Genomic DNA, 11238 nt, shown 5'->3' with positions numbered 1-11238 from the left:
TGCTCTCGGCAATATCAGTCCAGCAGAGTTTGAGCGCAGATGCGCATAACAGTGTCTACTTTTTGTGGGCAGGACCAGTTTTAAGGTAGCATCTACTAATGCCAACTTTCTTTAAAATTGTAGTGGTTTGCATAGCAATTAGCGTGACGCTGGTGAACGTAGTTTTGGTGACCGGCGACTCTGCAATGGAATCTTCTATTGCTCAAGCTAAGGACGAGAAACATTCAGAGTTAATCGAAAGTGGTGCTTCACAGAATGAAATTGACAAGGAGCTTATTTACGTTGAGAAAAAGATTAAATTGATCAATCAGTGGGAAAAATCTCAATTTGAAGATTTTGTGGCAGCCACAATGTTTGCAAGCATTTTGGGGTTCTTGGCTGGCGGCTTTATTTTTGCCTTTTTTGTTCGAAAGGTGTTCCGAAAAACGCAATTGGTATTGATATTTTTTGCATCATTAACCCCAGCGTTATGGCAAGCGTTTTTGTTTGGCACAGACGCAAGAGGTTTAACCATTCTATCTTCAATTGAATCAAAAGATTTCTCTTTCAATCCTTATGCAAAAGATGGTGGCTTCATTAGTCCTACAATGGCTTCTTGGCTCTTTATAAATCACCCTGAATTATATAATGAATGCGGAATGCTTTCCGAAAAGTTAGATCAATGTGATATGCCAATCATTTTTTACATAGGTAACACTCTTGAGTTTGGTAGTAGCGAAGTAACCGAGCGGCAATATAGCCTTCTAGAGGCGGCTATTAGCGACGGCGCTTCTTTAACTGAAGATTACGATGGCTTGGCACCTATACATCAAGCCATTCTATTCAATAACCCCCGTTATACCAAGCTGCTACTTGATTCTGGTGCCGACATTGGGCAGAGAATTAATAGGCCAGATAAATCTTACAATGGATATGACGCGGTAGAGTATTTGAATTATCTTGATCAGAAAGGCAAGCAAGACTTCAATCAATTGAAGTTGGTGATCAATGAGAAACTTAACAAACGCGTCAATTAGGACGCTCGCAAACTCGCGCCTATTACGCGGGCGTTAGCCATGTCATGGAGCCTCATACTTTCAGACAGAATGTTTACAAATAAAAATCATGGGGTTACGCACATGAAGTTTTTATTGGTATTTTTGATTTTGATACCATCTGTGGTTTTTGCAAGTAGTTCAAAGTTTCAGCGAGTTGCACAAGATGTTAAGGCGATTGGAACTTCTCTTTCTGCTCGTATAGGGATTTCCGTTCTTGATACTCAGAATGGAGAATACTGGGATTACAATGGCAACCAGCGGTTCCCCCTAACAAGCACTTTTAAAACAATAGCTTGCGCTAAGTTGCTCTATGATGCTGAGCAAGAAAAAGTTAATCCCAGCAGTACGTTCGAGATTAAGAAAACAGATCTAGTGGCCTATTCCCCTGTAGTAGAAAAGCAAGTAGGACAGGCAATCACACTCGATGATGCGTGCTTCGCAACTATGACTACAAGTGATAATACTGCGGCAAATATCATCTTAAGTGCTGTAGGGGGCCCCGAAGGCGTTACTGATTTTCTAAGACAAATCGGGGACAAAGAAACTCGTCTAGACCGTATTGAACCTGAGTTAAATGAAGCCAAGCTCGATGATTTGAGGGATACGACAACGCCTAAGGCAATAGCCAGTACTTTAAATAAATTATTATTTGGTTCCGTACTTTCCGAAACGAACCAGAAAAAATTAGAGTCTTGGATGGTGAACAATCAAGTCACTGGTAATTTACTGCGTTCAGTATTGCCAGTGGGATGGAATATTGCGGATCGCTCAGGAGCCGGCGGTTTCGGCGCTCGGAGTATTACAGCGTTTGTGTGGAGTGAGCATCAATCCCCAATTATTGTAAGTATCTATCTAGCTCAAACAGAGGCTTCAATGGCAGACCGAAATGATGCGATTGTTAAAATTGGTCGTTCAATTTTTGACGTTTATACATCACAGTCACGTTGATAAGGCTAACAAAGCCAATCACGGCGACAGCTTATCCGTTGCGGCTACGCCTCCACTACAAAGCTGCGCGTGTTGGCGACGTTATGCCCTTCTTTCAGTGTCCTTTGCCATACATTAACGCTTGACGTTATTAACGCTCTGCGTCACTATTTCTTTATGATCATATCGTTCAAGTGTAAGGATACCGAGAAGCTGGCAGGCGGGCGCCGCGTCAGACGCTTTGTCAATTTCGAGCGAGTTGCCTTGCGGAAGATCCGGCAACTCCAGGCTGCAAGTCAGCTTGATGATCTTAAAGTACCGCCCGGCAATATGTTGGAGCCGTTGCATGGTGACCGCCAGGGTCAGCACAGCATTCTAATCAACAGGCAGTTCCGGGTTTGCTTCCGCTGGACCAAGGCTGGTGCGGAAGATGTCGAAATTGTTGATTACCATTAGGAGGTGACTCATGCGCAACATTGAAGCTGTAACGCCAGGCGAGTTACTGAAGGAAGAGTTTCTTGAGCCAATGGGTATTTCTCAATACCGTTTGGCCAAAGAAATTGGGGTGCCTGCTCAGAGAATCGGCCAGATTATTGCTGGAAAGCGTTCGATAACCGCAGACACGGACCTGCGACTTTGTCGCTTCTTTGGTTTGTCCAATGGCTATTGGTTGCGAGCTCAGGCGGCCTACGACACTGAGATTGCGGAAGATGCCCTTGAGGATCAACTGAAGAACATTCGTCCGTGGAGTGCTGTATCAGAAATCGGGCACAGGGCATAACCAACGGCTGCACAGCGACCGATTTTCCGCCGCTTCGCGGCTACAAACCGGTCCATGAGTTCGCACGTTATGCATGACGTGCGTCTTGACGTACGTGCTTGGAAGCGTACACTTGGTGAAAAGTTGATCACGCAAGAGGTGCGTCATGACTGGAATCACAGCAACTGAGGCGCGCAGCAACCTTTATCGGTTGATTGACGAGACTGCCGAATCCCACCAGCCAATCGTCATTATGGGCAAGCGAAACAAAGCTGTTCTGATCTCGGAGGATGACTGGTCTGCCATTCAGGAAACGCTTTACCTACTGTCCGTACCGGGTATGCGTGAGTCTATTCGTGAGGGAATGGATACCTCCGTGGATGAATGCGATGAGGAGCTGAACTGGTGACATGGAAGTTGGTTTACACCAAACAAGCCCAGAAGGACGCAAAGAAGCTGGCCTCCAGCGGCCTCAAGCCAAAAGCCCAAGAGTTGTTGGCACTAATTGCAGAAGATCCGTATCGCAAGCCACCCCCGTTTGAGAAGCTTATTGGTGATCTTGCGGGTGCTTATTCACGCCGCATCAATATCCAGCACCGCCTGGTATACCAAGTGCTTGAAGAGGAGAAAGTGGTAAAAGTGCTCCGCCTCTGGAGCCACTACGAATAATGCATAACCAGTAGCTGTTGCCGGACAATTTCTCCGCCGCTCCGCGGCTACAAACTGGTCCGTGAGTTCGGGCGTTAGATCAGTAGTGATACCGGAGCTGGGCGATAAGCAAAGCGTCATCCGTGGCCTTGTAAACTATTCGGTGTTCTTCATTTATCCGGCGAGACCAGTACCCCGCAAGGCTGTGTTTGAGGGGTTCTGGTTTGCCAACACCTTCGAATGGTTCTCGCTTGGTCTCTTTGACCAGCTTGTTGATTCGGTTAAGAATCTTTTTGTCGGTTTTCTGCCAGTACAGATAATCTTCCCAGGCATTCTCGGAGAAGATAAGTTTCATTCAAGAAGTTCCTTCTCTTGGCCACCGCCTTGCTCCAGCTCGGCAGCGGAGTCCAGCAAACGCCTTGCGTTTCTTGGTGCGCGCAGGAGGTATGCAGTTTCTTGCAGGGCCTCGTAGTCATCAAGGGAGATCATTACCACGGACTGCGACTTGCTCCTTGTGATGATCACAGGGGAATGGTCTTCACAGACCTGTTCCATGGTTTTTGCTAGGTTGGTTCTAGCGGCTGTGTAGCTAATGGCATCCATAAGGCTTTTCCTGTACAGGATATTGAACATGATCAGGATACCGTACGTAAAAGGATTTAACAATCGACTGCATGGCGACCGATTCTCCGCCCCTCCGCGGCTACAAACCGGCGCGTGAGCAAAGCGTTAAAGCCAAAAAGCTGAGCCGTGGCACCAAGCGCCCATCCGTGCCAGAATTGGCCGATACGCGAACGAGAGGTTTCTTCCATGAATCTCCAGAAAATTGAAGACGAGGCGCTCCACCTTCCCAGGGAGGAGCGAGCCCAACTGATCCAGCGACTGGTTCTGAGTCTTGAGTCTCCGTCAGAAGAAGAGCTCAGGTCCGATTGCTTGCTTGAGGCTCGGCGAAGAAGCAAAGAACTCGATAATGGCTCAGTTCGGGCGGTGTCCGGTGAGGATGTCATGCGGAAGGCTAAAGCCCTGATCAAATGAATTATTATTTTCACCCGGCAGCGTAAGCCGAGTTTCTCGAATCAGTTGGCTATTACGAGTCAAAGGTTCCGGGATTGGGTGGTGCCTTCACGGAGGAATTTGAGGCCCTAGCCAGTTTACTTGGTGCGTCACCAAGAGCCTGGCAAGTCGAATTGCCGCCAGATATTCGTAGAGTGCCCCTTCACAGATTTCCGCTATCCATCCTTTACCGAGAGAAGCCTTATGGCTTTCAAGTTCTGGCTGTTGCCCATGACCGGCGACGTCATCAGTACTGGCTTGGCAGGCTTTGACAATTGGCTGCACACGTGCCGGGCGTTAGCGCGTAATTCAACTATCACCATGCGCTACAGGAACATCTTCCATGACCCTCTCCACCTGGCTTATCTATGTAACGGCGGTCGTTGTTCTCACCGTCACCCCTGGGCCTAGTGTGCTGATGTGCGTCTCTACTTCAGTCAACCACGGGGCGCGCAAAGCACTCATTGCTTCGCTAGGGAGTACAACCGCAATCGTGGGGATCATGGCGTTGTCGGCTCTTGGCTTGGGCGCAGCCCTTGCAGCGTCAGAGGTGCTGTTCACCGCCCTTAAATGGTTAGGCGCGGCCTATCTTGCATACCTCGGCATTTCGTCCATTCTTTCTTCCACCAGGGATATTGACGTCTCCGGCGCTGCAGTGGTGTCCACAAGAAAGCGCCTCTTCGCTCAAGGTCTACTAGTCGGAGCGAGTAATCCAAAGGCTCTTCTCTTTTTTGGCGCACTCTTTCCGCAATTCATCATCCCGAGTGAGCCTCACGCTCCGCAGTTTCTACTGCTCGGTGTCACATTCATATTCTTTGAGTTGATGTGGCTTACCATCTATGCGCTTTCAGCGTCCAGAGCCAAACATTGGCTCCAGCAACCACTTCGCGCCAAGCTTTTTAATCGAATCACTGGCGTCGTATATCTTGCTGCTGCTGGTCTGCTCGCAGGAAGCAAACGTGCGAGCGCCTAACCAAATGTTCAAGATGTTCGCTACGCTCTCTGGGACTGGCTAAAACCAGCCCTTAACCAGGTGTCAGCTGTGATTGCCACCCCTTCCTCGCGCAATTGAACGTGACCCCCGCGGCGGCATGCGGCAGTGCGAATTAGGCGCGAGGATGCGCTAGCCCTCCAGATCATTCCCCGGCCTCTGCCGGGGTTTGTGTTTTTGGGCGCGCATCACAGCCGCTGAAAATTATCTTGGACGTCTAATAGCCCCCTGGATTAATCTCGTCCTACGCAAAGGAATGCGAGCTACATCCCGCCTCCAGGCAAGAGTCGCCTGCACTCCTTTCAAAGCTGATTTAACGCAATTCTTCTACTCCCTCGGGAACAGGGCCGCGCGTAAGTGCGCCTGGGTTATGGCGAATAGAAAAAGGCGTTTCCATGCCGATCAAATTTAGTGGAGCCAAGACATGATTGACGCTGCCAGATTATTCGCTGCCGTTGCGCTTTTCTGTTTTGGCCTCTATCTGGTTTTCGACCTGTTTGTGAATGGCTTTGATTTCCTGGTCCTTGCCTGGGCCATAGGCTGCTTTGTCCTTGCCCATTACGTTAAGCCAAGGCGTGATAGCTCCGACAAATTTTCCGTTCTCGATTGTATTGAATTGGCAATCGATATTCCTTTCAGGGTGCTTTCTGGCGGGCTCCGTACGGTCTGCAAGCCTTTCAAAGATGATATCGATGGTTTTGATATTTAGAGGATAAGAAGAGCAGCACTATTGCGGGCTGGTAGAAGCAAACAATTAACGGATGGAACCCCTAAGGAGATACACCTATGAGCGAATCATTACTTGGCCGTGTTGCCCGGCTGGTTGGCGGAACTTTTACCTCGGTGGTCGATGCGACAGAGAATGTGGCGCCGGAGGTGGTGGCCCGTCAGGCGATCGAAGAAGTTGATCGGGCTATTGATGAAGTACGGGCGGAGATTGGGCGCAAGCAGGCCAATAGGCACAATGCCAACCGGGAGCTGTCGTCACTGAATAGGCGGGCGGAAGATCTCAAGGCTCAGATACAGACGGCCTTGCAGCAGGGGCGCGACGATCTTGCAGAAGCAGGAGTGAATGAACTTGTGGGCATAGAGGACCGGCTTCCTATTATCGAAAGCCTAGTGGCAACTACCCAGCAAGAGGAACAGGAACTGAACCGCTATTTGTCGGGGTTGCGTTCCAAGCAGGAAGAAATGGAGCGGGATCTGCAGGTTATCCGTGATCGCAAGCGCGCGGACGCGGGACAGCTGACGGGTGAAACTGGAAGCTCTGCCAGCGGCTCTTCAATCGAGCGCCGGGTCGAGAAAGCTGGAGGCGCAGTTGCCCGTGTTAAAGCCTCTGTCACGGGGTTGCCCACTGGAGCTGAGACCGGTGACGCTTCCGCGCGCGCCGAGTTGGAGGAGTTGCACCGTAAAAACCGGGTTGCGGAGCGGTTGGCGGCACTGAAAAAGGAAGGCTGAGGTGCTCGATCTACTATTGGCAAACGCCAACATTCCGTTCGCGATCGCGCTGACACTGATGGTGATCATCGGAGTGTTCGAGGGTGTGGGGGCCGTGGTGGGTGTCGGCCTGGGAAACATGCTCGATTCGTTCATTCCGGACTTCAGCGTCAACTCCGATTTCGAAGTGGCAGATGCAGGATCAAACTCGGCTTTGTCGCGGCTTCTGGGCTGGCTGAAGGTGGGCAAGGTACCCATTCTGATGTTGTTGGTGATCTTTCTGACCGCCTTTGGCTGTATTGGTCTGGCCATGAATTTTGCGCTCAACAGTGCGCTTGGCGTCATGTTGCCGGCACTGGTGTCCGTCCCCCTCGCTTTTCTGATAGCGCTGCCGTTCACGCGCTGGGGGGCGTCTGCCCTCGAAGCCGTCATGCCAAAAAACGAGACCTCCTCGGTGTCGCTGGAAACGCTCATCGGCCGTGAAGCTGTTGTCACCATTGGTCAGTCAAGCAGCGGCCATTCGGCCGAAGCGCGAGTGCGCGACCAACATGGCCAAACGCACTATGTAATGGTGCTGGCCGAGGAAGGGCACGGACCCTTCGGGCCAGGCATGCCGCTGCTTATAGTGCGGCGTGAGGGCAACCAGTTTGTTGTAATAAAGGGCGACTCCTCCGTTCTGGATAACGAAAAAAATCAAGGAATCAGATAATGGGAAATGCAAGTAACCTCGCTTTTGTATTGATTGTTGCAGGTGTCAGTTTTTTTGCTCTGTTAGTGCTCGGCGTCATTCTTGCGCGACTTTATACCCGCGCAAACAAGGAACGGGCGTTTGTACGGACAGGTTTTGGCGGGGAGAAAATAATCAAGGACGGCGGCGCCATGGTGTTCCCGGTGCTGCACGAGATCATCTACGTGAACATGAACACCTTGCGGCTGGAGGTGCGGCGGGCAAATGATCAGGCGCTGATTACCAAGGACCGCCTGCGCGTTGATGTGACCGCCGAATTCTACGTGCGGGTTAAACCTGATAACGAGTCCATTGCCACCGCTGCGCAAACCCTTGGAGCGCGCACGCAGCGTCCCGAGGAGCTCAAGGAACTGATCGAGGGTAAATTTGTGGATGTACTCCGGTCTGTGGCGGCGGGTATGACCATGGAACAACTCCATGAAGAGCGGGTGTCCTTTGTGCAGGAAGTTCAGACCAGCTGCGCCGAAGACCTGTTCAAGAACGGTCTTGAACTGGAATCTGTTTCCCTGACTGGCCTGGACCAAACGGCCAAGGAATACTTCAACGCGGAAAACGCCTTTGACGCTGAAGGTCTTACCAAGCTTACCGAGCAGCTTGAATCGCGCCGCAAGATTCGCAACGACATTGAACAGGAAACCATGGTCGAGATTCAGATGAAATCGACCGATGCCGCCAAGCGCAAACTGGGTATCCAACAGGACGAGGAATTTGCTCGCCTGGAGCAGACACAGCAGATTGAAAACCGTCGTGCCAGTCAGCAATCCGATATAGCGCGGGTGGGCGCAGAACGCCGTCGCGAAGCCGAGGAGGCGGACATCACCGCCAACCGCGCGGTGGAGCTGGCGCGCATTGCCATGGAAGAAGAAACCCAGAATCGCGACATCGAAAAGAGTAAACGTCTGGAGCTCTCCAAGCAGGATCAGAAAATTGCTGTCGCAGAGAAGTCGAAGGATGAGTCCCGCGCCGCGGCGGAGGCGGATGAAGCTCGCGCCCAGGCAGTCGCCAAGGAGGAGGGAGTAATCACCGTGCGTGAAACCGCACGTGCTGAGCGGGAAAAACGCATTGTCGTGATCAAGGCACAGGAAAGCGCCGAGCGCGAAGCCATTGGCGTGACAGTAGAAGCAGAGGCGCGCAAGGCAGCCGCTACTGATGAAGCTGACGCCATTCGTGTGACCGCCGATGCGGAAGCCGGCGCGATTAAAGTCAAAGCTGAGGCGGAGGCTGAGGGCGCGCGTCAGCTGAACGAAGCGAAAAACCTGCTGAGTCGGGAGCAGGTGGCGTTCGCCGAGAAGATGGAGATGATTGCCCAACTGCCGAAGATCATGGAGCAGGCCATGAAGCCGGCCGAGAAGATCGACAGCATCAAGATCTTCGATATAAGCGGCGCACCGGGTTTCAACGGTGGGGGCGCGGCTGAAGGCAGCAGCAACGGAGGTGGATCAAACCTCTCGGATCAGCTGGTTAATGCCATGTTGAAACATCGCGCCAACGTGCCACTGCTGGATTCCATTCTCAAAGAAGTGGGGCTTGAACACCTGGACCCACGCTCAATCATCGATGGCAAGGTGTTTGACAGGAAGGATTCGGAAGAAAATCCGAACCAGCATACGGGTACAAGCAAACCGACGCCGCCTCAGCCTGTGACCAATTAAGGAGTCAGTAATGAAAGCAATCAGATCTCTAATTGTTCTTGCCGCAGTAGCAATCGTAACCGGCTGCACGACCATGGCCGACTCCATCGCAGAGAAAGGAACAGGCCCCTACAGGATTTATGAAAAGCCTAAGTCCGAGGTGTGGGCTGCGACGGTAGAGGCTGTGCCATCGGTGGGTTTGAAGCTGGTTACAGCTAACGAGTCGTCAAATATGATTCTGGCTCAGCGGGGCGTCACCGCTTTCAGCTATGGTGAGAACGTCGCCATATTTATCGAAAATTACAATGGTAATCAGTCCCGGGTAGAGATCGTTTCCAAGCGGGCAATGGAAACCAACGTGTTTGCGCCTGATTGGTCCAGATCACTATTCGCTTACCTTGACTCCAAGCTCAAGTGAAATAGAGCGAATCCGATTGAATAGTGCGCTTATTGTCGACCGGCTACTGGAGCGTTACCCACCATGAAGTTGTTCAACTTCAGAAATACGATTGTTTTTGTATGTGTACTCAACTTCAGCGGTCTGGTGCTTGCGCTTGAGCCGGCGTCGGAACCCGACATCCGGTTCAGGTCGATTCTGTACTTTTACCCGGAGGTGAAGGCACCGGCCGACGGCGTAGTGGCAGCTTTCTTCGATAGATTTGAGATCGTGGGTGAGCTGCCTGCGGCGTCGACAAAGCCGGTGGTGACTTACCGCTTGATTGAAGACTTGCAGGACACTTATCCGGTGCCCGATCTGGATTACCTTGCCTATTTTGGAAGGGGGCTGGATAGGGAACAGGCAGTGCGAATTCAGAATGCCAGGGTTGGCCTGGTGGTTGATATTGCCTACCCAATGCCTATGTCTGTAGACGGCATGAAGGCGGCGAATCTGACGCTGCTGGAAATCGCCGAGGCTACTGGTGGCGTCATCTGGGATTCAGAAACGCGGGAGCTGTTTACGCCTGACAGCTGGCAGGCTAACAGAGTCGCCCCCTGGGATGGCGACTTACCCATTCTTGAAAAACACACCGTTATTCATGCCTATCAACATGCCGGAGGCGTACGGGCGATTTCACTGGGGATGGCCAAGTTCGGTTTGCCAGACATTGTGGTCAACGATTTCTCCTGGTCCTTGAATCGGTCCATGGGGAATTTGATCAACCTGGTTGCTCAATCGTTTCTCGAAGGGCAGTTCCCACAGGAGGATGGGACCCTGGGTATCAGTATTAATGAGCTTGCAGATACCCGGTATAAACAAGAGCTGGTGGCCAGTCTGGGCATTAACGCACAGCGTGATGTGGTGATTCAGACAGGAAAGGGCGTTCGGGAGGAGGGTGATCCCTATAACTATATTGTTGAATTGCTGTTCCACGACCAGGAGGGGCGTCATTCAAGCGAGATTCAGACCAACCTGCTTTCCTCGTTGTTCGGATGGGAGGATCAGGTCGCTTACGTTCAGCATAACGCAATGATAACTGCCGCGAGTGAATCAGCACGCCAGAAGCTGGACGGCTTGAAAGCGGACTTTAACGCCGGGCTGGCCCCGGGTGAATTTATTCTGCTAAAAGCTCCCTTCGATATTCCTGAGGGTGGAGCAGAGTGGATGTGGGTTGAAGTATTGTCCTGGGATGACGATGCCATATCCGGTTTATTAAAAAATGAGCCGGTGAATATCCCGGATTTGAAGGGCGGCTCTGAAGTGACTGTGATGCAGCAGGACATATTTGACTTCATTCGCCACTATGCCGATGGAACCTCAGAAGGTAACGAAACGGGCGAACTCATACTCAAGTATCAGAATTGATCCGACCGGATCAGTGCGTCGACATAAACGGATGTTCGCTGTTGTGCTGGAACAACGCACCTATCGCTGACGTATTTGATTACATTGAATAATTTCAACGTTTGAGAATGCGACGTAGGATTACCAGCTGACTTTCACCCGTTAATCGTCGTGGCATTCCGCTGGTCCAAATGTCTGCCCGGCTTGCTCTCAAAAGGCAGAT

General features: G+C 51.3%; 16 protein-coding genes. 14 read left to right on the top strand and 2 right to left on the bottom strand.

Features of this window, described 5'->3' with window-relative positions:
• The first annotated feature begins 98 nt into the window (after window positions 1–98).
• The 6 genes from FZF01_RS09330 to FZF01_RS09305 all read left to right on the top strand — a co-directional run bounded on the left by FZF01_RS09330 (window position 99) and on the right by FZF01_RS09305 (window position 3393).
• Window positions 99–1016 carry an ankyrin repeat domain-containing protein gene (locus tag FZF01_RS09330; RefSeq protein WP_150277871.1) on the top strand — a complete coding sequence of 306 codons (918 nt, stop codon included), beginning with the start codon at window positions 99–101 and terminating at the stop codon, window positions 1014–1016.
• 102 nt (window positions 1017–1118) lie between these two features.
• A complete protein-coding gene (gene blaPSE, locus FZF01_RS09325; RefSeq protein ID WP_150277870.1) occupies window positions 1119–1985 on the top strand; it encodes a PSE family carbenicillin-hydrolyzing class A beta-lactamase in 867 nt (288 codons plus the stop codon).
• Window positions 1986–2141: 156 nt separating this feature from the next.
• Entirely contained in the window at window positions 2142–2420 is a 279-nt protein-coding gene (locus tag FZF01_RS09320) for a type II toxin-antitoxin system RelE/ParE family toxin (RefSeq protein WP_150277898.1), read from the top strand.
• Between the two features lie 10 nt (window positions 2421–2430).
• The gene (locus FZF01_RS09315; protein WP_044385058.1) at window positions 2431–2745 is read left to right on the top strand and encodes a HigA family addiction module antitoxin; all 315 of its coding nucleotides are present in this window, start codon (window positions 2431–2433) and stop codon (window positions 2743–2745) included.
• A gap of 145 nt (window positions 2746–2890) precedes the next feature.
• Window positions 2891–3133, top strand: a complete 243-nt coding sequence (locus FZF01_RS09310; RefSeq protein ID WP_150277869.1) for a type II toxin-antitoxin system Phd/YefM family antitoxin — start codon at window positions 2891–2893, stop codon at window positions 3131–3133.
• Window positions 3130–3393, top strand: coding sequence for a Txe/YoeB family addiction module toxin (locus tag FZF01_RS09305; RefSeq protein WP_150277868.1), 264 nt, complete (start codon window positions 3130–3132; stop codon window positions 3391–3393). The genes FZF01_RS09310 and FZF01_RS09305 overlap by 4 nt, the downstream gene beginning before the upstream one ends.
• Window positions 3394–3472: 79 nt before the next feature.
• Here FZF01_RS09305 and FZF01_RS09300 read toward each other — a convergent pair whose 3' ends face one another.
• Together FZF01_RS09300 and FZF01_RS09295 are read right to left on the bottom strand one after the other, a co-directional pair.
• Entirely contained in the window at window positions 3473–3727 is a 255-nt protein-coding gene (locus FZF01_RS09300) for a Txe/YoeB family addiction module toxin (protein ID WP_150277867.1), read from the bottom strand.
• Window positions 3724–3975: a type II toxin-antitoxin system Phd/YefM family antitoxin gene (locus tag FZF01_RS09295; protein WP_150277897.1), complete on the bottom strand. Its 252-nt coding sequence runs from the start codon at window positions 3973–3975 to the stop codon at window positions 3724–3726. The genes FZF01_RS09300 and FZF01_RS09295 overlap by 4 nt, the downstream gene beginning before the upstream one ends.
• Window positions 3976–4182: 207 nt before the next feature.
• Here FZF01_RS09295 and FZF01_RS09290 point away from each other — a divergent pair, with 207 nt between their 5' ends.
• The 8 genes from FZF01_RS09290 (at window position 4183) to FZF01_RS09255 (ending at window position 11036) form a co-directional block, all read left to right on the top strand.
• Entirely contained in the window at window positions 4183–4407 is a 225-nt protein-coding gene (locus FZF01_RS09290) for an addiction module protein (RefSeq protein WP_150277866.1), read from the top strand.
• A gap of 361 nt (window positions 4408–4768) precedes the next feature.
• The gene (locus tag FZF01_RS09285; protein WP_150277865.1) at window positions 4769–5398 is read left to right on the top strand and encodes a LysE family translocator; all 630 of its coding nucleotides are present in this window, start codon (window positions 4769–4771) and stop codon (window positions 5396–5398) included.
• Window positions 5399–5840: 442 nt separating this feature from the next.
• Window positions 5841–6125, top strand: a complete 285-nt coding sequence (locus FZF01_RS09280) for a hypothetical protein (protein WP_150277864.1) — start codon at window positions 5841–5843, stop codon at window positions 6123–6125.
• A gap of 77 nt (window positions 6126–6202) precedes the next feature.
• Window positions 6203–6874 carry a PspA/IM30 family protein gene (locus tag FZF01_RS09275; protein WP_150277863.1) on the top strand — a complete coding sequence of 224 codons (672 nt, stop codon included), beginning with the start codon at window positions 6203–6205 and terminating at the stop codon, window positions 6872–6874.
• Between the two features lies 1 nt (window position 6875).
• Window positions 6876–7562: a YqiJ family protein gene (locus tag FZF01_RS09270; protein WP_150277862.1), complete on the top strand. Its 687-nt coding sequence runs from the start codon at window positions 6876–6878 to the stop codon at window positions 7560–7562.
• On the top strand, window positions 7562–9253 hold the full coding sequence (locus tag FZF01_RS09265; protein ID WP_150277861.1) for a flotillin family protein: 1692 nt from the start codon (window positions 7562–7564) through the stop codon (window positions 9251–9253). Before FZF01_RS09270 ends, FZF01_RS09265 begins: the two co-directional genes overlap by 1 nt.
• A gap of 10 nt (window positions 9254–9263) precedes the next feature.
• Entirely contained in the window at window positions 9264–9650 is a 387-nt protein-coding gene (locus FZF01_RS09260) for a hypothetical protein (protein ID WP_150277860.1), read from the top strand.
• A gap of 63 nt (window positions 9651–9713) precedes the next feature.
• Window positions 9714–11036, top strand: a complete 1323-nt coding sequence (locus FZF01_RS09255) for a DUF2314 domain-containing protein (protein WP_150277859.1) — start codon at window positions 9714–9716, stop codon at window positions 11034–11036.
• Window positions 11037–11238: the final 202 nt, after the last annotated feature.

Source organism: Halopseudomonas salina (assembly GCF_008641105.1).
The sequence above is the reverse complement of the archived record's forward strand: the minus strand, read 5'-3'. Positions and strand labels throughout refer to the sequence as shown.

What these genes read in the sequence shown, in the direction of transcription:
- FZF01_RS09300 (WP_150277867.1), bottom strand. Translation starts at nt 3,727, where the DNA reads ATGAAACTTATCTTCTCCGAGAATGCCTGGGAAGATTATCTGTACTGG.
- FZF01_RS09285 (WP_150277865.1), top strand. Translation starts at nt 4,769, where the DNA reads ATGACCCTCTCCACCTGGCTTATCTATGTAACGGCGGTCGTTGTTCTC.
- FZF01_RS09255 (WP_150277859.1), top strand. Translation starts at nt 9,714, where the DNA reads ATGAAGTTGTTCAACTTCAGAAATACGATTGTTTTTGTATGTGTACTC.
- FZF01_RS09290 (WP_150277866.1), top strand. Translation starts at nt 4,183, where the DNA reads ATGAATCTCCAGAAAATTGAAGACGAGGCGCTCCACCTTCCCAGGGAG.
- FZF01_RS09320 (WP_150277898.1), top strand. Translation starts at nt 2,142, where the DNA reads ATGATCATATCGTTCAAGTGTAAGGATACCGAGAAGCTGGCAGGCGGG.
- FZF01_RS09295 (WP_150277897.1), bottom strand. Translation starts at nt 3,975, where the DNA reads ATGGATGCCATTAGCTACACAGCCGCTAGAACCAACCTAGCAAAAACC.
- FZF01_RS09330 (WP_150277871.1), top strand. Translation starts at nt 99, where the DNA reads ATGCCAACTTTCTTTAAAATTGTAGTGGTTTGCATAGCAATTAGCGTG.
- FZF01_RS09310 (WP_150277869.1), top strand. Translation starts at nt 2,891, where the DNA reads ATGACTGGAATCACAGCAACTGAGGCGCGCAGCAACCTTTATCGGTTG.
- FZF01_RS09315 (WP_044385058.1), top strand. Translation starts at nt 2,431, where the DNA reads ATGCGCAACATTGAAGCTGTAACGCCAGGCGAGTTACTGAAGGAAGAG.
- FZF01_RS09260 (WP_150277860.1), top strand. Translation starts at nt 9,264, where the DNA reads ATGAAAGCAATCAGATCTCTAATTGTTCTTGCCGCAGTAGCAATCGTA.
- FZF01_RS09280 (WP_150277864.1), top strand. Translation starts at nt 5,841, where the DNA reads ATGATTGACGCTGCCAGATTATTCGCTGCCGTTGCGCTTTTCTGTTTT.
- blaPSE (WP_150277870.1), top strand. Translation starts at nt 1,119, where the DNA reads ATGAAGTTTTTATTGGTATTTTTGATTTTGATACCATCTGTGGTTTTT.
- FZF01_RS09275 (WP_150277863.1), top strand. Translation starts at nt 6,203, where the DNA reads ATGAGCGAATCATTACTTGGCCGTGTTGCCCGGCTGGTTGGCGGAACT.
- FZF01_RS09265 (WP_150277861.1), top strand. Translation starts at nt 7,562, where the DNA reads ATGGGAAATGCAAGTAACCTCGCTTTTGTATTGATTGTTGCAGGTGTC.